At 47.3% G+C, this 22331-nt stretch carries 19 protein-coding genes, 1 pseudogene and 1 other annotated feature; of the genes and pseudogenes, 8 read left to right on the forward strand and 12 right to left on the reverse strand.

Going from position 1 to position 22331, the window contains the following annotated elements; all coding sequences use genetic code 11:
- Positions 1 to 4: 4 nt before the first annotated feature.
- The gene (gene ftsH / locus SHK35_RS12120) at positions 5 to 2200 is read right to left on the reverse strand and encodes an ATP-dependent zinc metalloprotease FtsH (protein ID WP_442867442.1); all 2196 of its coding nucleotides are present in this window, start codon (positions 2198 to 2200) and stop codon (positions 5 to 7) included.
- 258 nt (positions 2201 to 2458) lie between these two features.
- On the opposite strand from ftsH, the gene SHK35_RS12125 reads away from it, so the two are divergent.
- Positions 2459 to 3943, forward strand: a complete 1485-nt coding sequence (locus SHK35_RS12125) for a DUF1846 domain-containing protein (RefSeq protein ID WP_318704981.1) — start codon at positions 2459 to 2461, stop codon at positions 3941 to 3943.
- Between the two features lie 97 nt (positions 3944 to 4040).
- Positions 4041 to 5651 carry a CTP synthase gene (locus SHK35_RS12130; protein ID WP_318709977.1) on the forward strand — a complete coding sequence of 537 codons (1611 nt, stop codon included), beginning with the start codon at positions 4041 to 4043 and terminating at the stop codon, positions 5649 to 5651.
- Between the two features lie 18 nt (positions 5652 to 5669).
- Here SHK35_RS12130 and SHK35_RS12135 read toward each other — a convergent pair whose 3' ends face one another.
- Positions 5670 to 6539, reverse strand: coding sequence for a hypothetical protein (locus tag SHK35_RS12135; protein ID WP_318709979.1), 870 nt, complete (start codon positions 6537 to 6539; stop codon positions 5670 to 5672).
- Between the two features lie 232 nt (positions 6540 to 6771).
- Here SHK35_RS12135 and SHK35_RS12140 point away from each other — a divergent pair, with 232 nt between their 5' ends.
- Complete coding sequence (locus tag SHK35_RS12140) at positions 6772 to 7764, forward strand: Fic family protein (RefSeq protein WP_318709980.1); 993 nt, start codon at positions 6772 to 6774, stop codon at positions 7762 to 7764.
- Between the two features lie 158 nt (positions 7765 to 7922).
- Positions 7923 to 8423 carry a helix-turn-helix transcriptional regulator gene (locus SHK35_RS12145; protein ID WP_318709981.1) on the forward strand — a complete coding sequence of 167 codons (501 nt, stop codon included), beginning with the start codon at positions 7923 to 7925 and terminating at the stop codon, positions 8421 to 8423.
- Between the two features lie 13 nt (positions 8424 to 8436).
- Here the strand turns inward: SHK35_RS12145 and SHK35_RS12150 are convergent, their stop codons facing one another.
- The 4 genes from SHK35_RS12150 to trmB are packed head-to-tail and all read right to left on the reverse strand — an operon-like array spanning position 8437 to position 10848.
- The gene (locus SHK35_RS12150) at positions 8437 to 8913 is read right to left on the reverse strand and encodes a hypothetical protein (protein ID WP_318709982.1); all 477 of its coding nucleotides are present in this window, start codon (positions 8911 to 8913) and stop codon (positions 8437 to 8439) included.
- A 12-nt stretch (positions 8914 to 8925) separates the two neighbouring features.
- Positions 8926 to 9843 carry a YitT family protein gene (locus tag SHK35_RS12155; RefSeq protein WP_318709983.1) on the reverse strand — a complete coding sequence of 306 codons (918 nt, stop codon included), beginning with the start codon at positions 9841 to 9843 and terminating at the stop codon, positions 8926 to 8928.
- 26 nt (positions 9844 to 9869) lie between these two features.
- A complete protein-coding gene (gene trxA, locus SHK35_RS12160) occupies positions 9870 to 10187 on the reverse strand; it encodes a thioredoxin (RefSeq protein ID WP_318709985.1) in 318 nt (105 codons plus the stop codon).
- A 16-nt stretch (positions 10188 to 10203) separates the two neighbouring features.
- Positions 10204 to 10848 (reverse strand): tRNA (guanosine(46)-N7)-methyltransferase TrmB, encoded by a 645-nt coding sequence (gene trmB, locus SHK35_RS12165; RefSeq protein WP_318704994.1) that lies wholly within the window; start codon positions 10846 to 10848, stop codon positions 10204 to 10206.
- Positions 10849 to 11011: 163 nt separating this feature from the next.
- Here trmB and SHK35_RS12170 point away from each other — a divergent pair, with 163 nt between their 5' ends.
- The gene (locus tag SHK35_RS12170; protein ID WP_318709986.1) at positions 11012 to 12553 is read left to right on the forward strand and encodes a D-alanyl-D-alanine carboxypeptidase family protein; all 1542 of its coding nucleotides are present in this window, start codon (positions 11012 to 11014) and stop codon (positions 12551 to 12553) included.
- Positions 12554 to 12613: 60 nt separating this feature from the next.
- On the opposite strand, the gene SHK35_RS12175 is transcribed toward SHK35_RS12170, so the two are convergent.
- Both SHK35_RS12175 and SHK35_RS12180 read right to left on the reverse strand, forming a co-directional pair.
- Positions 12614 to 13585: a 3'-5' exonuclease gene (locus tag SHK35_RS12175; protein ID WP_318709987.1), complete on the reverse strand. Its 972-nt coding sequence runs from the start codon at positions 13583 to 13585 to the stop codon at positions 12614 to 12616.
- Positions 13586 to 13719: 134 nt separating this feature from the next.
- Positions 13720 to 14544, reverse strand: coding sequence for an alpha/beta hydrolase (locus tag SHK35_RS12180; RefSeq protein WP_318709988.1), 825 nt, complete (start codon positions 14542 to 14544; stop codon positions 13720 to 13722).
- 164 nt (positions 14545 to 14708) lie between these two features.
- Between SHK35_RS12180 and SHK35_RS12185 the strand changes: the two are divergent.
- Positions 14709 to 16077, forward strand: a pseudogene (locus SHK35_RS12185) (transposase).
- A 345-nt stretch (positions 16078 to 16422) separates the two neighbouring features.
- On the opposite strand, the gene proS reads toward SHK35_RS12185, so the two are convergent.
- The 4 genes from proS to SHK35_RS12205 all read right to left on the reverse strand — a co-directional run bounded on the left by proS (position 16423) and on the right by SHK35_RS12205 (position 20314).
- A complete protein-coding gene (gene proS / locus SHK35_RS12190; protein ID WP_318709989.1) occupies positions 16423 to 17856 on the reverse strand; it encodes a proline--tRNA ligase in 1434 nt (477 codons plus the stop codon).
- Between the two features lie 270 nt (positions 17857 to 18126).
- Positions 18127 to 18337 (reverse strand) — a binding site (T-box leader).
- Positions 18338 to 18409: 72 nt separating this feature from the next.
- Positions 18410 to 19105, reverse strand: a complete 696-nt coding sequence (locus SHK35_RS12195) for a DUF4190 domain-containing protein (protein WP_318704999.1) — start codon at positions 19103 to 19105, stop codon at positions 18410 to 18412.
- Between the two features lie 8 nt (positions 19106 to 19113).
- The gene (locus SHK35_RS12200; protein ID WP_318709990.1) at positions 19114 to 20124 is read right to left on the reverse strand and encodes an aromatic acid exporter family protein; all 1011 of its coding nucleotides are present in this window, start codon (positions 20122 to 20124) and stop codon (positions 19114 to 19116) included.
- On the reverse strand, positions 20099 to 20314 hold the full coding sequence (locus SHK35_RS12205; RefSeq protein WP_318705001.1) for a hypothetical protein: 216 nt from the start codon (positions 20312 to 20314) through the stop codon (positions 20099 to 20101). Before SHK35_RS12205 ends, SHK35_RS12200 begins: the two co-directional genes overlap by 26 nt.
- A 474-nt stretch (positions 20315 to 20788) precedes the next feature.
- Between SHK35_RS12205 and SHK35_RS12210 the strand changes: the two genes are divergently transcribed.
- Entirely contained in the window at positions 20789 to 21490 is a 702-nt protein-coding gene (locus SHK35_RS12210; protein WP_318709991.1) for a DUF3990 domain-containing protein, read from the forward strand.
- Positions 21471 to 22115, forward strand: coding sequence for a helix-turn-helix domain-containing protein (locus tag SHK35_RS12215; RefSeq protein WP_318709992.1), 645 nt, complete (start codon positions 21471 to 21473; stop codon positions 22113 to 22115). Before SHK35_RS12210 ends, SHK35_RS12215 begins: the two co-directional genes overlap by 20 nt.
- Positions 22116 to 22331: the final 216 nt, after the last annotated feature.

Below are 22331 nucleotides of genomic sequence, written 5' to 3' on the forward strand. Positions count from 1 at the left end.
TTTATCAATCCACTTTTCCGCCGGAAAAAAGTCCTACCGACGGATCCTGCTTGTCCTGCGGCTTATCTGTCTCCTGCGGTTTTGTGTCCTCTACAGGCTCCTGTCCGCCTTCCTCCGAAGGCTGTGCCGCCTGAGGGATTTCCGGCTGTTTTTCCTGAGGAGCAGCCTGCGGCTCCTCTTTTGGCTGCTTCTGCTCTTCCTTTACAGACTTCTCATCCTCTTCCCCGGATTTCTTTTCCTCCGGCTCAGGCAGTCCCTTTTCCCGGCGGAAAATTTCCATAAACTCCTTGCCTGTAATGGTTTCCTTCTCAATCAGGAATTCAGCCAGCTTATCCATAAGCTCTCTGTTTTCCCGAAGCAGGGAAAGGGCCTTATCATAGCTCTCCTTTAAGATTTCCACAACCTCCGCGTCGATCTCAGCCGCCGTCTGATCGCTGCAGTTTAAAGCCGCTCTGCCCTCCAGATACTGGCTTTCTATGGTTGCAAGTCCCATCAGTCCGAATTTCTTGCTCATTCCATATCTTGTAATCATGGAGCGCGCAATCTCCGTGGCTTTTTCTATATCGTTGGCCGCTCCGGTGGTCACGTTTCCAAAGACAATCTCCTCTGCCGCCCGGCCTCCTACCAGACCCACAAGCATATCCCGAAGCTCCGCCTCCGTATTGAGATATTTCTCCTCCTCCGGCACGTGCATCACATAACCCAGGGCTCCCATGGTACGAGGCACAATGGTAATTTTCTGCACCGGCTCAGAATTTTTCTGAAGGGCGCTGATCAACGCATGTCCCACCTCATGATAGGAGACGATTTTTCTCTCCTCCTTGCTCATGATGCGATCCTTCTTTTCCTTGCCCACCAGCACCTGCTCTACTGCGTTGAACAAATCCTGCTGGTTTACATACTGTCTGCCTTCCTTCACTGCATTGATAGCGGCTTCGTTGATCATATTGGCCAGATCGGAGCCAACAGCGCCGCTGGTGGCAAGGGCGATGGCATCCAGATCCACCGTCTCATCCATCTTTACATCCTTGGAGTGTACCTTCAATATCTCCACGCGGCCCTTCAGATCCGGCTTATCCACAATAATGCGGCGGTCAAAACGGCCCGGCCGCAGAAGGGCCTTGTCCAAAATCTCCGGTCTGTTGGTGGCACCCAGAATCAAAATACCCTTGGAGCTGTCAAAGCCGTCCATCTCAGACAAAAGCTGATTTAAGGTCTGCTCTCTCTCTTCGTTTCCGCCGCCGTACTTGGAATCACGGCTGCGGCCTATGGCATCGATCTCGTCGATAAAGATAATGCAGGGCGCGTTCTTGGTGGCTTCCTTAAACAAATCACGAACACGGCTTGCGCCCACGCCCACATAAAGCTCTATAAAATCGGAACCGGTCAGGGAGAAAAAGGGAACATGAGCTTCTCCAGCCACCGCCTTGGCAAGCAGGGTCTTACCTGTTCCGGGAGGGCCCACCAGAAGCGCTCCCTTGGGCAGTCTTGCACCAATCTTGGAATATTTGCCCGGATTGTGCAGAAAATCCACCACCTCTACCAGAGATTCCTTTGCCTCATCCTCTCCTGCCACATCCTTAAAGGTTACCCCTGTCTCCTTCTGCACATAGACCTTGGCATTGCTCTTGCCCACACCCATGGGACCGCCGCTTCCGCCCATCTTGCGGAAGATGACGCCCAAAAGGATCCACATCAGAACCACGGGCAGCACCACATACACCAAAATGTCCATAATCCGGCCGGAATTGTCGGAAAGCACACGGGTGCCGTCCACACCGTGCTCCTCCAGCCGGGCAGTCAGTGTATCCAGATCCTCCATCAGCACAGTGGAATACTGTACCGGGAACTGAGACATATAAAAGGCGTATCCGTTTTGAGGCATATTCTCCTCGCTGGCGCTTTCCTGCTGCTTCAGGGTGAAAATAATAACCCCAGTGCTCTGCACCTGCACAGCCTCCACCTGGTCCTCATTCAGATACTGCAGAAAGTCTGTATAGCTTACGCTCTGGGTTCCCGTAGAACTGCCAAACAGCAGGTTCCACAGCATAAACACGATGAGAACCGTGCTTAATCCGGCCAGCACCAGCATCAGTATACTGGGTTTTCTGGGCGGCTGCCCGCCGCCATTTGAGCCGTTTCCATTTTGTCCGTTCCCACGACCGTTATTGTAGCCCCCTCCGTTGTCGTATTGATTCATATGATTATCCATAGCAGCTCCATTTCCTGATTTTAGTTTATACCATTTTATAAAAAGTAATCTGCTCATTTTCGATATTCAGCAGTAAGCTTCTTCTATTATAGAGAGAACCCTTTGAGAAATCAATAGCGTAAATATGAAAAAAAACGGGTATCTCTAAAACTTTTCTTAAATTCCAGAGCATTTGCCATTGATTTTAAAGTATTTTTTTTGTATGATAACAAATAGATGTTTTTTACAAAAGGATTGGAGAACCAAATGGGAAAAATTGGCTTCGATAACGATATCTATCTCAAAATGCAGTCCGAAAAAATCAAGGAGCGCATTTCCGCCTTTGGGGGAAAGCTCTACCTGGAATTCGGCGGAAAGCTTTTTGACGACTATCATGCTTCCAGAGTGCTGCCAGGCTTCAAGCCCGACAGCAAAATCAATATGCTGGCCCAGTTAAAGGATCAGGCTGAAATTGTCATTGTAATCAACGCAGCAGACATTGAAAAGAATAAGGTTCGGTCCGATTTGGGAATCACCTACGATCTGGATGTGCTGCGGCTCATAGACGCCTTTCGGGGATACGGCCTTTACGTGGGAAGCGTATGCCTCACCCGCTTTGCCGGACAGCCAAGCGCCATTGCCTACCAGAAAAAACTGGAATCTCTGGGCATGAAGGTTTACCGTCATTATCCCATTGACGGCTATCCCTCCAACATTCCTTTTATCGTAAGCGATGAGGGCTATGGGAGAAACGAATATATTGAAACCACAAGGTCTTTGGTGGTGGTCACCGCTCCGGGACCCGGCAGCGGAAAAATGGCCACCTGCCTTTCACAGCTGTATCATGAATACAAGCGGGGCATTCAGGCGGGCTACGCCAAATATGAAACCTTCCCCGTCTGGAATCTGCCTTTAAAGCACCCTGTGAATCTGGCTTATGAGGCTGCAACGGCAGATTTAAACGATGTGAATATGATTGATCCCTTCCATTTGGAGGCCTACGGTGAAACCACCGTAAATTATAACAGGGATGTGGAAATTTTTCCTGTGCTCAGCGCAACCTTTGAAAAGATCATGGGGAAATGTCCCTACAAGTCACCCACCGACATGGGTGTCAATATGGCGGGCTTCGGCATCATTGACGATGAAGCAGTACGGCAGGCGTCCAATCAGGAAATTATCCGCAGATATTACAGCGTTTTATGCCAAAAGCGTCAGGGAAACGCCGACGAGGAACAGATTTATAAGCTTGAGCTTTTAATGAAGCAGGCAGGCATCACCATTGAGGACAGGCCTGTGGTCAGCGCCGCAAAGGTAAAGGCGGAGGCCACCGGAGAGCCCGCAGCGGCCATAGAGCTTCCAAATGGACAGATTATCACCGGCAAGACAAGCGCACTTTTGGGCGCTTCCTCGGCAATGCTGTTAAATGCGCTGAAGGTTCTGGCGGGAATCGAGGATCAGGTGCAGTTAATTTCCCCCGCAGCCATTGGCCCCATTCAGGATTTGAAGGTAACCTATCTGGGCAATAAAAACCCAAGGCTGCACACAGATGAAATTTTAATCGCCCTTTCCATTTGTGCTGCCACAGATGACAAAGCCAAAAAGGCCATTGAGCAGTTAAAGAATCTGAAGGGCTCTGAGGTGCATTCCAGTGTTATTTTATCCCAGGTGGATATGAATGTATTCCGAAAGCTGGGCATAAACCTCACCTGCGAGCCGGATTATCAATCCCAGAGGCTTTACCACAACTAATAAAATAATAACGAAAGAAAAATTTTGAGCAAAGAGGCTCCCTGCGGGGTCTCTTTCTCTTTTTTTACAGTATGATTCATGAGAAGGAGGTCGCACTATGTCAGTAAAATATGTATTTGTAACAGGAGGCGTTGTCTCAGGTCTGGGCAAGGGTATCACAGCCGCATCCCTGGGAAGGCTTTTGAAGGCCCGGGGCTATAAGGTCACCATGCAGAAATTTGACCCTTATATCAATATCGATCCGGGCACCATGAATCCCATTCAGCACGGGGAGGTATTCGTCACTGATGACGGAGCGGAAACAGACCTGGATTTGGGACATTACGAGAGATTCATTGATGAAAGCCTGGACAAAAACTCCAATGTGACCACAGGAAAGGTATATTGGTCCGTTCTGCAGAAGGAACGCAGAGGCGACTACGGCGGAGGCACCGTTCAGGTGATTCCCCACATCACCAATGAAATCAAAAGCCGCTTTTACCGCAACTTTACCGACCCGGACACCCGCATCGCCATCATTGAGGTAGGGGGAACCGTTGGCGATATTGAAAGTCAGCCCTTTTTGGAATCCATCCGTCAGTTTCAGCACGAGGTGGGCCATGAGAACGCTATTTTGATACACGTTACTCTGATTCCTTACCTGAAATGCTCCCAGGAGCTGAAGACGAAGCCCACCCAGGCAAGCGTAAAGGACCTGCAGGGCATGGGTATCCAGCCGGATATTATCGTCTGCCGAAGCGAGCATGCCCTGAACCAGGCAATCAAGGATAAAATTGCGTTATTTTGTAATGTTCCCAGCAGCCGTGTGCTGCAGAACCTGGATGTGGAATATCTCTATGAGGCCCCCCTTGCCATGGAAAAGGAGCATCTGGCCCAGGTTGCCTGCGAATGCCTGCACCTGGAATGTCCCGAGCCCGATCTTACGGATTGGACCACTATGGTAAACGACCTGCGCCATCCCACAGACGAGGTAAAGATCGCTCTGGTTGGAAAGTATGTATCCCTGCACGACGCCTACATCAGTGTGGTGGAGGCTTTAAAGCACGGAGGAATCACCAATCACACCACAGTGAACATCAAATGGATCGACTCAGAGACTGTCACCGAGGAAAACGCTGAGGAGCTTTTGGGAGACTGCAACGGGATTCTTGTGCCCGGCGGCTTCGGCTCCCGGGGCATCGAGGGGAAAATTATCGCCATCCAGTACGCCAGAACCCACAATAAGCCTTTCCTGGGCCTGTGCCTTGGCATGCAGCTGACTATCGTGGAATACGCCCGCAATGTAGTTGGCTTTAGCGACGCCCACAGCGTAGAGCTGAACCCTTCCACCACCCATCCGGTGATCGCCCTGATGCCGGACCAGAACGGGGTTGAGGATATCGGCGGCACCTTAAGGCTGGGAGCCTATCCATGTGTGCTGGACAAGGCCTCTAAGGCTTACGAATTATACGGGGAGGAAACCATATACGAAAGACACCGCCACCGCTACGAGGTGAACAACGATTTCCGCAGTGTGCTCACGGAGCACGGCCTGCGCCTTTCCGGCACCTCGCCCGACGGACGTATCGTGGAAATGTGCGAGCTCACAGAGCATCCCTTCTTTGTGGCCACCCAGGGACATCCCGAGCTGAAATCCCGTCCCAACAGGCCCCATCCCCTGTTTAAGGGATTTATTGCCGCCGCTTTAAAGAATAAGCATGGAAAATAAACAGAGAAACGTGCGCCGCTAGGCGCACGCAAAAAGAGGGCGCCGCAAAATCATGATTTTGCGCGCCCTCTTTGCTTCCAGCAGACTTTTTTTATTCTTTCTATTGTCCAGAAAATCATCACAGGCAGCAGCCGCCTCCTCCTGCATCTGCCCAAGCGCAGTTCCAGCTTCTTTAAAGACCTGCTGCATTTCTTCATAGTTTTCCTGTTCCTTTACCTCTGAAAGCCTTCTGTCCAGATACCGGGCATAATCCTCCTCAGACACCTCAAAGCCCTCCTCCACGGCATACTGATATAATATCCACACAGACGCAAGCTCATGATATGCACTTGCAAAGGCCTCCTCCCGGGACAGTCCATTCTCCATGCCATCGCTTACAAGACAGGCTGTCTGATACCTGAGATCAAATCCTGTTTCCACACCATATTCCAAAAGCTCCTTGTCAGGCACTTCCATAAATATGCTTTCCGTCTCCCAGTCCCTGGTCACAATTTCATAAGCCTGGGTATATTCTTCAATGAAATCTGCGCCCTTATACACCCTTTTATCTTCTGTCTGCAGATACCAGAGATTGTCCTTCAGAAAAAAGTAAAACAGCTCCCTGGCGCCATCCTGATAAAGGAAGGACAGGACATAATAGCTCTCAGATCGCGGCACTCCCAGCTTCTCAAACAGATTCAGCGGGCGAACAGCTTCCATTTCCTCCAGCAGTGCTGCCAGCTTTTCCTCTCCAAACGCTGCCGGCTCAATTTTCACTGTATCCAGCTGAATTTTTATAATTTCTTCCTGATTTGGCATTTTCAGCGGTTCGCCTCTCCAAAAGAAAAATACCCCGGCCAAAAGTGCAGCAGCAAAGACAAATATTGTAATGATAAATCCCTTTTTCACAAAAACCCCCTAAATTTTCTTAATTCATAATACATTAAATTCTGTTATCGTTTTGAAAAAATTTAATTTCACATTTTATATGAGTATATTATAATATTTTCAGAAAATTAGCAATTGGGAACAATAACAAAAACCAGCTTTTTCATATATCAGCATTGAAATCTTCGCATCTTGATGTATAATACAGGAAGAAAGTATGCAAGTTAATACGCAAGTAAACAGAGGTATCTTTATGGAAAATCACAAACCGCCTTTTACAATTACAAATGAAATTTTATCGTATGTTTCTTCTATTTCAGAAAAGCTTGGGCGCATTACGGCAACCATCAATTTGGAAGCAAAACCACATCTGAGGAAAAACAACCGCATCAAGTCCATCCACTCTTCCCTTAAAATTGAAGCGAATTCGCTCTCTTTGGGGCAGGTCAGGGATGTTATCAACGGGAAAACCGTACTGGGAGAACAAAGAGAAATTCAGGAAGTCAAAAATGCTTATGCCGCTTATGAACGATTGTCTGAAATAAATCCATATAGCATCAAAGACCTAAAGCAATTCCACGGCATTATGACAAAATATGTTGTGGAAGAATCCGGTGTATTTCGTCGAGGTGAGGAAGGTGTTTTTAACGGTGATCAGTGTATTTTTATGGCGCCGCCTGCGCGACTCGTTCCAGAATTAATGAATAACCTTTTTGACTGGATGGAAAAGGAAAAGAACAGCGTTCATCCTCTGATTCTCAGCAGTGTATTCCATTATGAATTTGTCTTTATCCATCCATTCTCTGATGGCAACGGCAGAATGGCAAGATTATGGCACACTGCTATTCTTTCCAAGTGGAAGCCGATATTTGAATATATTCCGATAGAAAGCCAGATTGCGAAGTTTCAAGACGAATATTACAATGCAATAGCCAAATGTCATACAGATGGGGCATCTACAATTTTTATTGAATTCATGCTGTCACAGATTGATAAAATTCTGTATGATATTTCCATTCAAAGCAGTGAAGATAATGAACAGCTTTCAGAATATATCAAAAAGCTGCTTCATGTCATGGAGTACGATGTTCCTTACACAAGTAAAGCACTTATGGAAAAACTGGATTTAAAGTCTAAGGAAGGCTTCCGCAGAAATTATCTGCGCCCGGCAATAGATAGGAATCTTATCCGTATGACTATTCCCGATAAACCTAACAGCAGAAATCAGAGATATGTTAAATTTTGATTGTTTAAAAAACTGTCATCTGTTAGAAATACATTTACCTGACCGGTCCCCGGCAGACACGCCGTGTCTCATATATAAATTTGGAAAATTGCGCGTTTTGTGTCCTGTAAATAAGATACGTCAAGCAGTATGCTATCCTTGAAAGGAGGTTAAAAGCCGTGGATCAGCTAAAAACAGGGAGCTTTATCAAAGAGCTTCGCAGAGAAATGGGATTTACGCAGGAACAGCTGGCAGAAAAATTCAGCGTTTCCCGCAGGACTGTTTCAAGATGGGAAACCGGAAATAATCTGCCGGATTTAGACATTCTTATGGAAATGGCCGATTACTTTAATGTGGACCTTCGTGAGTTATTAGACGGTGAAAGAAAGGTTGAAAAAATGGATAGAGAATTGGAAGAAACCGTGTTAAAGGTTGCCGATTACAGTAATGAAGAAAAAAGGAAATTAACAAAGCACATGCACTTGCTGTTTATCGCAGGTCTTATCGCTGCAGTTATCTATATGATACTGTTTTTTACCGATAACGCAGATAACTTTGCAGGCGGCTTATGCCTGGGCATTACACTGGGAATAATGGTCGTGGGTGTGATCATGACCAGCAAATATGCGGCCAAAATACACGCCTATAAACTCAGGCTCCTGCACAAAGCAAACGATTGACGCACATATTTCCCTATTCCGTTTCCTCATAAGAGCCAATGTAAAGATGAGAAACTTTTTCCTTCCCCTCTTCCTCCTGCAGCGTGATCTGTCCGCTCACCTGGCAGGTTTTGCTGGCGCCTCCTGTACTTTTCAAAACGGCCTCAAAGGTATACACCTTATTTTCCTGATCATATACAGAAAAGGATACCGATTCCACTGTGATCTTCTCGCCGTTTTCTTCTGCCAGCTTGTCATATTTAAACGGCTCTCTGTTGGCAATCATCTGTTCCAGGCATTCTTGTGTGACAACTTCAGAAAAGTCCTGATAATATTCTTCAGCCCAGTCTGCTTCCTGGCTCATGCTGCTGTAACGGTTTTGATAATCCGAGGTAAAAAACATTTCCACAAAGGCTTCCTTCACATCCCTTGTCTCAGCCCTTTCTTCACTGCCGCAGGCCGTGAGCAGAAACGCCGCAAGCAAAAACAGTACCCACATTCTTTTTCCCATAGCTCTCCCCCCTTACAGCTTCTTCAGATAGTTGCCGTCCACACTGACGCCTTCATTCACCACTATAAACGCCTGCTCGTCATACTTATGGACAATCGCCCGGAGGCGGTTCACCTCATATTTTGAAAGCATCACATACAAAACATGAGACTTCTCATGGGTATAGGCTCCCAAAGCGTCCCATTTGGTGATGCCTCTCCCCAATTCCTCAAACACCTCCCGCTCCAGCGAGACAGTATCTGCCTTGGTGATAATATTGACCTCCACATTAATGTTCTGGATATGCACCCGGTCCATTGCCACAGAATACACCGCTGCAAAAATAACGGAATATACAACAATTCCCACATCAAACAGAAAAAAGCAGGCCCCGTACAGCACAAGATTGACCAAAAGGCCCAGCCTTCCCACGCTGAAATCCCGTTTCCTCTTGATCAGCAAAACACCAATCACATCCATTCCGCCGCCGGAGGACCCCATGCGCAGAATGATTCCCACTCCTGCGCCGGACACAATGCCTCCCACCACGCAGGCGGCCATGGTATCCTGCACAAGTGCTGCCGCTGGGATCAGGGACAAAAAGAGTGTGGACGCAGTCACCGTGGCCAGGGTCTTAAAGAAAAATTTTCTTCCCAGCCGTTTGTAGGCCAATAAAAAAATAGGAATATTTACCACATAATAGATAATTCCCGCTATATCCACCTGGCCAAAATCCAAGTGCAGGTATTCCATCAGCAGGGTACGGATTACCTGACAGATACCCATAACACCGCCGGTATAAAGCCCGGCAGGCACTGCAAACAGGTTGATGCCTGCCGCATAGAGAAAAGCCCCCAGGAAGCTGCCGAGGACCTTTCGGCCCTCCTCTGTAAGCTCCTGGGTTGTGCTTTGCCTGCTTTCACTTTTTTCATTCTTTTCGTGGCCGCTCATAGATATCCCTTCCCCTCATCCGCATCCTACAGCGCCTGTTCCACCTGACTGCGCAGCTCCTGGGCCGGCATTGCTCCCATAACGGTTTTGGCGGGCTGTCCATTCTTAAACACAATAAAGGTGGGAATGCTGGCCACACGATATTTCTGGGCAATGGGAAGGTTCTCATCAATGTTGCATTTTCCCACCTTACACTTGCCTGCAAGCTCCTTCGCCAGCGCCTCCACCACAGGCGCCATCATCTTGCAGGGATTGCACCAATCCGCATAAAAATCCACCAGAACAGGCAGTTCTGATTTCAATACCTCTTGTTCAAAATTCGCAGTTGTAAATGTGTATTCCATAGTCTCCTCCTTATTCTCATCTATAAATAATATATTTACAGATGGCGTTTCCCATAGCGGAAAATCTTTCCTCATACTCCGTCATCACGTTTCCCTGCATAAGGGCCTCGTCCCGGTGCAGGTCGTAGGTAATCGCCTGGGCTTTCCATCCTGCGGGTTCAAGCTCCTCCACCGCAAAATCGAATAAGTCCCGATTATCTGTTTTAAATTCCAGGCGGCCTTCTCGTTTTAAAATCACATCATAACGCCCCAGGAATTCACGGGAAGGCAGGCGGCGTTTTGCATGACGGTCCTTGGGCCAGGGATCGGAAAAATTCAGATAGATTCTGTCCACCTCTCCGGGGCCGAATACCTTGGCAATGTCCTCCGCATCCATCCGTATAAATTTCAGGTTGGGGAGCTCCTCCTCTTCCATTTTTTGAATGGCCCGGAGCAATACGCTGGAATATTTTTCTATTCCAACAAAATTGATGTCCGGATGCTCCTTAGCCATAGTATGAATAAATCTGCCCTTTCCCATACCTATTTCAATATAAATGGGATTGGAATTGCCAAACAGAGCATGCCAGGTGCCGGGACACTTTTCAAGCACGGCCTCCTTCACCACATAAGGGCTTTGGGCAATCACCTCTCTGGAGCCGGTAATATTACGTAATCTCATAATGCTTCTCCTTCACACTTATCAATGTACTTTATCCGGAAGATATTGTCAATTATGAACGATATTTCCATATATATTTTTACTTTGGTTTTCCCTGAAAATGGTGTATGATAATCTACAGACCAAAGAATGTTGATTTTACAGTTTCCGGAAGGATTTGTTCATGAAAATAAAACGCAGCAATTTTTTTCTCATCATAAAACGATCTCTCCTCTGCTCCCTTGCCGCAGGTCTTTTTTTTGCACAAAGCCTGCCGGCCTTTGCCGAGGATGAAATAGAGGCGCGCCTTGCCGCCCAGCGGGCTATGGAGGTACAGTCCAATACCGTTGAAAACTGGCCCACGGGCCCCACCGTCAGCGCAGAGTCCGCCATTCTCATAGAGGCGGGCACCGGGGCGGTTTTATACGCCAAAAATATACACGAGAAAGAGTATCCCGCCAGCACCACCAAAATTCTCACTACGCTGATTGCGGCAGAGGAATGCAGCTTGGATGAAATTGTGACCTTTTCTCACAACGCCGTATTCAGCATTGACAGAAGCAGCAACCATATCGCAATCGACGAGGGCGAAGAGCTGACCATGGAGCAGTGCCTCAACGCCATCCTGATCCGTTCCGCCAATGAGGTTTCCAATGCAGTGGCAGAGCACATCAGCGGCACCACAGAGGCCTTTGCCCAAAAAATGAATGAAAGAGCCAGGGAGCTGGGCTGTGTGGATTCCAATTTTGTAAACCCCAACGGCCTGCCCGATGAAAACCACTACACCAGCGCCTATGATCTGGCCCAGATCGGCCGGGCCTTTTTCGACAATGAGATGCTTTGCAATATTTCCACCACTACCATGCTCCGCATCCCTCCTTCAGACAAGCAGCCGGACAACATCGTGGAGTCCAGCTCCAACGAAATGCTTCAGGGAGGGGAATATGCCTATGAGGATCTGGCGGGGGCAAAGACAGGCTTCACCTCCGTGGCCAGAAGCTGTCTGGTGTCCTGCGCAGAACGAAATGGTCTGAAGCTGATCTGTGTGGTTTTAAAGGATGAAAGCCCCTTGCAGTACGAGGATACCATTTCTTTGTTTGAGTACGGCTTCAGCAACTTTGAAAAAGTGAACATTTCACAGACAGAAACAAAGTACAGCATTGATGACGCCGGATTTTTTTACAGTGAAAATGATATTTTCGGCAGCTCCCAGCCTCTGCTTACCCTGAATCAGGATGATTATATCGTCCTTCCCAAGACGGCAGACTTTGAGGATACGGTTTCCTCCATTTCCTATGAAACGCAGGAGGAAAATCAGGCTGCTGTGATTACCTATACCTACCACGATGTTTTTATCGGCTCTGCCTCCCTGGATTTTGCTGCCGTGCAGGAAGATACCTATTCCTTTGGAAACAATACCCAGTCCGCCGAAGGAGAGGATTCCCAGCAGACCTCCTTTGTTTTCATCAACATTATAAAGGTCATCCTGGGAATTGCAGGCTTAGCAGCCCTCATTTTCCTTCTGCTGTTTTTGCGGTCCTTTTTTAAAAATTATCATTTTTCCCACAGAAACACTCGCTTTGCCTGGCGGCGCAGCAAGAAAAAACACCGCAGGCGTCCCCAGAATGTAAACAAGAGCCTTCAGAAAAGGAGACAGGCTCAAATCCGGGATGCCAAGCGGCGCAGCAAAAAAAGACATCCTATCAAATTCAGGGATTATGACTAATGCCATAATCCCTGAATTTAGTTTTCGGCAAAATAACTATCTATTTCTTTTTACCATTCTTCAAGCTTTCCCCTCTCCCTTATGCCTGTGCTTGCGCCGCAGCTCTCTAATGTGATCTCTCCGAAGCGCTATGGCGTCCGCCTCTTCCTTTGTAATAAACTTTGTGGTTTTCACAGCATAATATTTTCCCTCATCCGTTTTCCGCACTCTGATTTTCCCCTTCAGGTATCCGTGCTTTTCACAATAGGCAACACAATAATAATGTCTGCCGTTAGCCGAAAACCATTTCAGCTTTTTCCGAAGATTCCTGTGGCAGAGATAACATTTGCTGGAGCTGACCTCCCTGTCGGCCATCATCTCCTCCCTGTCGTCAAACTGCCGGGAAATATACTTCATATAGGTGTCAAACTGCGTCTTAATCTCCTGCTTGCGGTCCCTTGGAGGATTGAACACATCATAAGACACATTGCGCAAAAGTTCAGGACTTTTTGCCGCCAGCACAGAGAAAATTTTTGCCGTATAATAAGCGTCGCTGAACGCCCGGTGAAAGGGGATATCCTTCTCAATCTGCAGGTAATCGATGGCATATTCCAGAGAACGCTTCGTCTTTCTGTCCTCATAGGCAATTCCGAACAGCTTCTGCACATCCAAAAAGGCAATAGGGCCATCCGACAATGGGGCCATATTATAAAATTTCATATTGCGCTGCAGCTCAGTCAAATCCTGCACGCCCCAAGTGCAGAAAAGATAAGGCTGCTCTCCACACCATTTCAGGAATGTCTCCACCACCTGAAAAAAGGGCTTTCCTCTGTTCAGCTCCTCCATTTCCATGTGCATCAGCTGTCCCGTAACCTCATTCAGCTCGTGATATACCTGGGGTTTAATCAGTTCATTAAACTGACTGATCATGACATAGCCGTCATTTAATTGAATGGCGCCGATTTCAATGATTTCAAAGGGCAGCCTTTGTGCCTCTGCCTCCTGTCCCGTACTGCTTTGGTTCCACTCCAAATCCATCACAATATAGTTCATCTATTTACCCTCTATTCTTCTGCCTCTGCTACAAGTATAACACGAGCTGCCCCATCCTCCAACGGGAATTTCCCCATCACGCATAAAACGGCAGAACGCCCATCTTTCCTTAAAAATGGGGTTCTGCCGTTTTATCATTCAAATAAATGCTCCACCCAGGTATGCGCAAGGTCGATCCATGAGGTACATTCCTCCTGAATGCCACGCCCATCGTTTGTCTGCGTCAGGCGGTTAGCCAGCGCAAGTCCATGCTCGCCTCTGGGATACATATGAAACTCCGTTGGAATTCCCGCCTTTCTCAAAGCGCTTACCAGCAGCAGAGAATTTTCCACCGGTACGGACTGATCTGTGTAGGTATGCCAGATAAAAGCCGGAGGCGTCTTGTCATTCACCTGTTTTTCCAGAGAAAGCTTCTCTCCAAGCTCTTCCTGCCTGTCCCCCAGAAGGCTTTCAAAGGAACCTCTGTGGGCAAATTCTCCGGAGGTGATCACCGGATAGCTTAAAATCATGCCGTTGGGACGAAGCAGTTCATGGTCTGCCTCCCCCAGGCCGATGCCCTGGGCCACAAAATCCTCATCCCAAAACATGCCCAGGCTGGCCGCCAGATGTCCGCCTGCAGAGCTGCCCTGAACAATAATTTTTTCCGAGTCCACATGCCACTGCTCTGCATTGTTTCGAATCATCGCCATGGCCGATGCCAGTTCCAGCAAAGAGGTGGGAAATACTGCAGGCGCACAGGAATACCGAAGCACTGCGGCGTGATATCCCATTGCCAGAAATTTTAAGGCAACAGGCTCTGCTTCCCTGTCGGAGGTTCTGGTATATCCCCCTCCCGGACAGATCAAAATCAGAGGCCTTTCCCGGATCGCCATAGCATCCGAATCCTCCTGAATATACGTAATAAGTCTTGCATAGGGCAGCGACCCTTGTACCTGAATCTCAAATGTGTTATGAAGCATAGCTGTCTCTCCTTCCTGTTTTATATCAATTAGGCGTTTGCGAAACGCCAGAACCCGCATAAATACGGGATTCTTTTGTTGCTAAAAATAAAAATCTCCTCACGGTTTGTGGTATAATGGAGTTGCTGAAAACCATAAATCACATCCCGAAAGGAGACACTATTATGATAACACAAAAGCAGCTCACTTTGGCAGATATTTTTGAAGATTGTCAGGAAATTTTTGAATCCGACAAACCTCAGTTTCTTACTCTTCTTGAAAACCACATCGACCTAGATGAAATTGTTCCGATTTCCTTTAAATATCATTACTACGCATCCACTGGCAGAAATCGTAAATATCCCTTGAATGCCATGCTTTGGGCTTTGATTATCCAGCGCCTCTTTTCTATTCCAGCAGATTCTCTCCTGCTAATCTTTCTCCATTATTCCAGACACTTGAGAGAATTCTGTGGTTTTACTAAAGTTCCTGATGCTTCTAAAATTACTCGATTTAAACAGGACTTTTTAGAAGACTTACAATCCGTTTTTGACAATCTCGTAGATGCCACTGAACCGATATGCCAAGACATTGATGAAAATCTTTCTTCCATGCTTCTGTTTGATACTTCCGGTATTGAAGCATATGTTACCGAAAACAATCCTAAATATGCCAACCGTATGTTCAAACAGCTTAAAGCTTATGCAAAATCTCATAACTTAGACGATTCTTATGACCCTTACAAAGCAGCCTATTCCTCTATGCCTGCATCCGCCACTGCTGACCATGAAGTAAAGCAGCAGTATGTGAATGGTCATTTTTGCTATGCTTACAAATTTGGCATTATAACCAATGGACTTGGCATTGTTCGTTCTATTGATTTTTATAACAAGGATTATCTTGATTCCCACCCCGGCATCATTGTTGAAAAGAAATCAAAATCTCCTGATGAAGACAAATCACTTGCCGATTCGAAAGCCTTAATTCCTGCCCTTAAAGATTTCAAAGAACGGCATCCTCTTATCAATCCTAAGATATTTCTTGGTGATGCAGCCTTTGATACGATTGAAATCTATAAATCCTTATTTGAAGATTTTAAATTTCAAAAGGCATTTATCCCTTTAAAGGTAAAGCTTTCATTGGATAATGTGGATTACACCTTCAATGAAAATGGTATACCCTGCTGTCCTCACGACTCGTCACTTCCTATGAAACGTGAAGGCAGTAAGTCGCACTTAAAAAGTAAGCTTCCAACCATGAAATTCGTATGTCCCAAGATGAAATGGGAATACAACAAGGAAGATAGATCAAAACGACGAATATGCCATTGTGATAATCCTTGCACAACATCTTCCTGCGGAAGAATGATATATGTTTATCCCGAAAAAAATCTAAGAGCGTATCCTGGTGTCGAACGCGGTTCAAAGGAGTGGGAGGAAACATATAAAATCAGAGTAAATGCTGAAAAATCAATCAACCATTTCAAAGACAGCTTCTGTGTTGCTAACCGCAAAACCACAAATGAGAAAACCATTCATGCTGATTTACTTTTAGCTGGAATATCACAGCTATTAACCGTAGTCGTAGCTGATAAAATAAATCAGCGCCAGCATATCAGAAGTTTAAAATCTTTCACAGCTTAGGGCTTGCCAACTCTATAAAGCCAGAGGTTTATTAAAGTGCGCCTAAAATGTCCGATCATCCACATTTCATTCCTGAATTCGTACTCTGTACGAATTCACCCTTTTTTTAATCAAGATTGCGAAACTCGCTCTCTGGTATCAGAAGCTGGGCGTAATAACCAAAATAAGGGTGACTAGCCACTGCTTCGGAACCCGTTTTTGGTTATTATGACCAGATTCGTGACTTTGTCAGTGAGTTTCGCAAACGCCTATTATATCAATAAGCTCTTCCCCAGTAAACCATTTTCTTTGCCGGCCTTCCGCAGCAGACGCAGGTATCGGCGATATGCTCCTGCTCAAAAGGCATACAGCGGCTGGTGACACTTAACTTCTCTTTGATCTTGTCCTCACACTCTTTACTGCCGCACCACATTGCTTTTACAAAGCCGGATTTCTCGTTAAAAATTTTTTCAAATTCCTCCATATTCGCTGCGCAATAGGTATGAGAATCTCTATGCTCTCTTGCCCTTTCCAGCATTTCTCTCTGTATGGTCTCCAGCATCTGGGCCGTCTTTGTCTCCAGCTCATCCAGGGAAACCTCTATTTTCTCTCTGGTATCCCGGCGGCAGATCACACACCTTCCGGCCTCCATATCCTTAGGGCCGATTTCCACCCGGATAGGATACCCCCTCATCTCCGCTTCCGCAAATTTCCAGCCCGGGGTTTTCTCAGAGTCGTCAACCTTTACCCGGAAGCTTCCCTTCAGACGGTCTCGTAATTCATATGCCTTGTCCAGCACGCCCTCCTTTTTCTGCTGAATGGGAATAATACATACCTGTATGGGCGCAACTCTGGGAGGCAGCACAAGGCCCTCGTTGTCCCCATGCACCATGATCAAAGCGCCCAGCAGTCTGGTGGACATTCCCCAGGAGGTTTGATGCACATACTTTAACGTATTGTCCTTGTCTGCAAACTGAATGCCAAATGCCCTGGCAAAGCCGTCCCCGAAGTTGTGGCTGGTGCCGGACTGCAGTGCCTTCCCGTCGTGCATCAGCGCTTCTATGGTGTAGGTCGAAACTGCTCCCGCAAACTTCTCCTTATCGGTCTTTTGTCCCTTGATCACAGGGATTGCCAGCACCTCCTCGCAAAATTGCGCGTAGATGTTCAGCATCTTAAGCGTCCTCTCCTGTGCCTCTTCTCCGGTGGCATGAGCCGTATGGCCCTCCTGCCAGAGAAACTCACGGGAGCGCAGAAACGGCCTGGTCTCCTTTTCCCAGCGCACCACCGAGCACCACTGATTATAAACCCTGGGAAGATCACGATAGGATTGAATATCATTTTTGTAAAAATCACAGAAAAGAGTTTCCGAGGTGGGGCGCACGCAAAGCCGTTCCTGCAGCTTGTTCATTCCTCCGTGAGTGACCCAGGCCACCTCCGGCGCAAAGCCCTCCACATGATCCTTCTCCTTCTGCAGGAGGGACTCGGGAATAAACATGGGCAGATACACATTTTCTACACCAGCCTCTTTAAATCTTTCGTCCAGCTGCTTCTGAATCAGCTCCCAGATCGCGTAGCCTGCAGGCTTAATCACCATACAGCCCTTTACGCTGGTATACCCCACCAGCTCCGCTTTTTTAACCACATCCGTGTACCACTGGGCGAAATCCACATCCATGGAAGTGATCGCCTCAACCATCTTCTTTTCTGCCATCTTTTTTCTCCTCTCTTTTTTAGCCCCAAATAGGCATTTGCAAAACTCGCTGGCAAAGTCACGAACCTGGTCATAATAACCAAAAACGGGTTCCGAAGCAGTGGCTAGTCACCCTTATTTTGGTTATTACGCCCAGTTTCTGATACCAGGGGCGAGTTTCGCAATTACCTATTAGTCCCAAAGGGTGTCCTCCTGCTCATGCTGGCATGGCAGGCGCCCGCTCGGCTTTCAGGCTCTGCTCATTCGCGAAAAAAACAGCCTTCAGTCCCTGAAAGGGACCGAAGGCTCGGCGGTACCACCCTAATTGATGCAGACTGCATCCGGCTTTTCGCCGTTAACGCCGGCTTACGCTGCATTTTCATACAGGACTCCAAGGCAGGTTCCGGACCCTCCGCTTAAAGACCTCTCAGCCGCATTTTCCATGCCACGTCTTCTCTCTGGGAAGCTTCCCGTCCGTACTAACCCTCTTCACAGTCTTTTCATTATGTATGTGATTGTAGTGCATGGCATCGGTTTTGTCAAGCTTCATCTCTGCCCCGGTATCCGTCTTGTTTTATAACAGGGCCACCTGCAGCACCGACAAAAATAGATTCAGCAGCCATATTCCTGCGCTCAGCGCGATTCCCACAATGCAGCAGATTTTCCCGGCCTTTGCCATGTCTGCCTTGCTGGAGGACTGCCCCATCCTAGCCCTGGAAAAGCCAATACAGGAGAGAATGATTCCAGCCAGGGGAATAAAGAGGCCGATCACGATAGATAAAATGCCCAATATCAGAGCAGTCTGCGCCGCCTTGTAGTGATCTACGGTTTTTACCGGAATCACGTTTGGCATGGGACCGTTCTGGAAAGGTGCCTGACCTCCCTGGGCAGCCGCCTCCTGAGCCTGCTCTCCTCCCTGAGCTTGATTTCCTGCAGAAACAGGCTGCTGGGGAAGGGGCTGCTGCAAAACGCTCAAAAGCTCCATGATATTGGCCTTATATGGCTTTTTCATAAGACAGCCCACAAAGCCGTCCAAATCCATTTCTCCGCCGAAGCTTCCCCTAAGCCATGCCTCCAGATGAAACATTCCGTTTCCGTAAGACCACTTTAAATATTTGTAGCCCTCCATCACCCCATCTCCCGCCTTGTATGCGGGTTCCCCTTTCCAGTCGGACATAACAAAACCATTTTTCTGCAAATAATCATTCATAATAAAATACACAAAATCGTCCGGCTTATTTAACGCCAGATCCTGTACAAATCTCGCCATACCTCACCTCATTCCTGCGCATTTTTCTGCGCATCATTAATTTTGTTTAAAACAAACTCCCTTTTCAATTCCAGCAGGTTTTTCAGCTGCATCAAAATATAAAACAAAATAGCTCTGGCCTCAAATTCCTCTCTGCTTTCGGGCAGCTTCTGCCCCTTCATCTCAAGCAGCAGCTCATCCAGACTGTCAATCAGTCCTTCCACTGTGTTTTCCTTGTGATAGTCCCGCTCAATCTCTCCTATCAGCTCCGCCACCTGCCTTGCCTGTTTTGGCAGATAAGCAATGGCTTTGATATTGGCATATATCTCTTTCAGCAGAACGCTCTGCTGTTCGCGCATCCGGATGTAATCCAGCTCAGAGCTGTCTCTGTCAAATAACGCATTGTTATAATTGGACGCTGCGCAGAGCTTTGCCTTCTCCAGCGCCTTCTCCAGCTTTTCAAAGCAGTCCCCGTCATAAGCGCTTTTGTCCTCCTTGGGAAGCCATAAAGACATGCGGTGCAGAATTCTCTTGATCTGCCCATCCACTTCATCCGCCAGACGTGTAAATTCTCCCTCCTTTCTGTGAAGATGCAGATTCACCAAAATGCCCATCGCTGCGCCGATTACAAACAGAAGGACCTCGTTGCAAAGCATTGCCGGCGCCATGGACCTCTCTCCCAGAAAATGGGTGATCAATACAGAATCCATGGCAATGGCCTCTCCCCAGCCAAGACACAGGCATAGAAAGGCAAACAGCAGCAGATAAACTGCAAAAGCCCACAGCGTGTAGTCAAGCAATGCAAAGCACACCGCCGAAAGCGCCAGGGCACACAAGAAAGCAAGCCCTCTGTTAACTGCGCTTTTTAAGGTTTCCCGCTTGGTATTACGGATACTCAAAACCGTAATAATGCCTGCCGTAGCGGAATATTTCAGTCCGAGCTCTCCTGCAAGCCCGATGGATATCACTGCTGCAGCAGCTATTTTCAAGCTGGCGGTTATCTGGGGCTTCCAGTTAATCTGCTTCCTCTTCCAAAACATCAAAAGCCTCCCCTCTGGCCCACGGACTTCCCACATCACAGCGTCCGTGATGGTAACTGCGGGAAATCACTTCTCCCGCCCCTTCCACCACCTCCAGCTTCAGTCTGCTCCCCTCAGCAGCCGCATAGCCGTCCAGCAAGGCGATCAAGGCATCCACATCCTGTGTGCTGATCTCTTCCTTTTCCCTCATATTTCTCCTCGTTTCTGCGCCGCCCTCTCCATATGCCAGGTTTGCGGCGGCAGCACTGACACAAACCCTTGGCTTCTTTCTCTACTATAATATATTCCCCAAAAAACTTCAACGACAACCTCGGATAAAGAATAGCAAAACATAAAGCAATGCTACGGCGGTCAGAAACCTATCAAACATTAAGTGCCACACTCCGAGGGCTGAGTTTTTAGCACATCGAGTATGGCATGTCCGTTATTAGAAAAGCCAACGCAATTAAACACTAAAGAAGTAACTACAAAATAATCAAATACTATCTTGATAAATTTCCATCTATCAATCACTGCTCCTACAATAAGATGCACCAGATCCGCGGCTGGTGGCTGATTAGATAGATAGGATGGATTTGCTGTCAGAATAAAGGTCGAAAATCAAGTTTTTTCTGAGTTTCTTCATACTGCGTTGACATTATACTCCTTTAGGAGTATAATGTATATGAAAAAAGGAGATGATATGCCCATGATCAAAGAAATCTATCACGGTTCCTCAAATATCATTGAGAAGCCTTTATTTGGATACGGTAAGCCTTACAACGATTATGGTCTCGGCTTTTATTGCACCGACAGCCTTGAGATGGCAAAGGAATGGGGGGTCGGCAAGGATCAGGACGGCTATGCCAACTGCTATGAAATCGAGTGTGACGGTCTGCGGATCCTTGAACTGAATGCGCCTGAATACTGCATCTTGCATTGGCTTACCGTGCTGTTGCAAAACCGTGAGTTTGATGTTCCCTCCGGTCTGGCATTGGAGGCGAAGGAATATCTGCTTGCCAATTTTTCCGTCGATTACGAGAGCTACGACGCGATCATTGGCTATCGCGCCGATGACAGCTATTTTTCGTTTGCACAGGATTTCATAAATGGTACGATTTCATACCGTCAGCTTAACAATGCAATGTATCTTGGCAAGCTCGGTCAGCAGTTTGTTCTTAAGAGTAAGACGGCATTTGATCGAATCAAGTTTGTCGGTAGCGAGGTCGCCGAAAGCAGCGAATGGTACGCAAAAAAAATGCTGCGCGACAAGACCGCTCGCCGCGAGTATTTCAGCGTGGAGCGAAATCGCCGTCAACGCGGCGATTTATATATCACACAAATTATGGATGAGGAGATGATGCCTGATGATCCGCGCTTACGATAAGGTTTATCTTGGCAAAGCCCGCACTGCCCTTGGTCGTATGCTGGACTTTGCGGTGTATGATCTCAAATACGATATTGCTGAATTTTTCGATCTGTTCATCAAGTCCGGCGTTGCGAAACGCTTTGAAACCGGCGATTTCACTGTTATTGTTGGTATGTCCGGTGTGGAGCTTGCTTATGAGGTGCTTGAGCAATCCGGCGTGGAAACCGAACGCATCAAACCGAACTACACCGCCTCACGAAGCGAGGAATTTTGGACGGGCTGGGCATTAGCATATTATCAGTGGGAAACATCCATGAGCTTTTCGGAGATCGTGCGGTATGTTCCCATCAAAGACATGGTGGCTCTTTACCAGCCCTATCATGAAATGGATATTCGTCAGTTCGCCGATAAGGTGAATGCAATGTATAAAGCGGCGAAACCGGAAACAAATCTTAAACTTCTGCGGCAGAAAGCCGGTTTAAGTCAACGCGATCTTGCAGATTTGTCCGGTGTTCCGGTGCGCACTATCCAGCAATACGAGCAACGGCAGAAGAACATCAACAAGGCTCAGGCGGAGTATCTTGTCGTGCTGGCAAAGGTGCTGTGCTGTGCGGTGGGGGACTTGATGGAGAAAACGGAATAGAAAAGATCGCGACCATTCAGCAATATGGATGGTCGCGGCTTTTGTTTATTCATCTTCAATTACAACATCATATTTTCGTATTTTCTTAGACTTGTCCGTTTCAAACGGTTCTCCGATTACTTTGATTTCATCGCCCTCATCCTGATACGGTTCTTGATAATAATGATCAAGATCAAGACTTTCATTTTGATACAGCGCAATGCCGCACTTGTCAAA

The sequence above is a fragment of the Candidatus Acetatifactor stercoripullorum genome (assembly GCF_944382095.1).
Classification (GTDB): domain Bacteria; phylum Bacillota; class Clostridia; order Lachnospirales; family Lachnospiraceae; genus Acetatifactor; species Acetatifactor stercoripullorum.

Coding starts and splice junctions, on each gene's coding strand:
- ftsH (WP_442867442.1), bottom strand. CDS start 2,200: ATGAATCAATACGACAACGGAGGGGGCTACAATAACGGTCGTGGGAAC.
- SHK35_RS12125 (WP_318704981.1), top strand. CDS start 2,459: ATGGGAAAAATTGGCTTCGATAACGATATCTATCTCAAAATGCAGTCC.
- SHK35_RS12130 (WP_318709977.1), top strand. CDS start 4,041: ATGTCAGTAAAATATGTATTTGTAACAGGAGGCGTTGTCTCAGGTCTG.
- SHK35_RS12140 (WP_318709980.1), top strand. CDS start 6,772: ATGGAAAATCACAAACCGCCTTTTACAATTACAAATGAAATTTTATCG.
- SHK35_RS12150 (WP_318709982.1), bottom strand. CDS start 8,913: ATGGGAAAAAGAATGTGGGTACTGTTTTTGCTTGCGGCGTTTCTGCTC.
- SHK35_RS12155 (WP_318709983.1), bottom strand. CDS start 9,843: ATGAGCGGCCACGAAAAGAATGAAAAAAGTGAAAGCAGGCAAAGCACA.
- trxA (WP_318709985.1), bottom strand. CDS start 10,187: ATGGAATACACATTTACAACTGCGAATTTTGAACAAGAGGTATTGAAA.
- trmB (WP_318704994.1), bottom strand. CDS start 10,848: ATGAGATTACGTAATATTACCGGCTCCAGAGAGGTGATTGCCCAAAGC.
- SHK35_RS12170 (WP_318709986.1), top strand. CDS start 11,012: ATGAAAATAAAACGCAGCAATTTTTTTCTCATCATAAAACGATCTCTC.
- SHK35_RS12175 (WP_318709987.1), bottom strand. CDS start 13,585: ATGAACTATATTGTGATGGATTTGGAGTGGAACCAAAGCAGTACGGGA.
- SHK35_RS12180 (WP_318709988.1), bottom strand. CDS start 14,544: ATGCTTCATAACACATTTGAGATTCAGGTACAAGGGTCGCTGCCCTAT.
- proS (WP_318709989.1), bottom strand. CDS start 17,856: ATGGCAGAAAAGAAGATGGTTGAGGCGATCACTTCCATGGATGTGGAT.
- SHK35_RS12195 (WP_318704999.1), bottom strand. CDS start 19,105: ATGGCGAGATTTGTACAGGATCTGGCGTTAAATAAGCCGGACGATTTT.
- SHK35_RS12200 (WP_318709990.1), bottom strand. CDS start 20,124: ATGTTTTGGAAGAGGAAGCAGATTAACTGGAAGCCCCAGATAACCGCC.
- SHK35_RS12205 (WP_318705001.1), bottom strand. CDS start 20,314: ATGAGGGAAAAGGAAGAGATCAGCACACAGGATGTGGATGCCTTGATC.
- SHK35_RS12210 (WP_318709991.1), top strand. CDS start 20,789: ATGAAAAAAGGAGATGATATGCCCATGATCAAAGAAATCTATCACGGT.
- SHK35_RS12215 (WP_318709992.1), top strand. CDS start 21,471: ATGATCCGCGCTTACGATAAGGTTTATCTTGGCAAAGCCCGCACTGCC.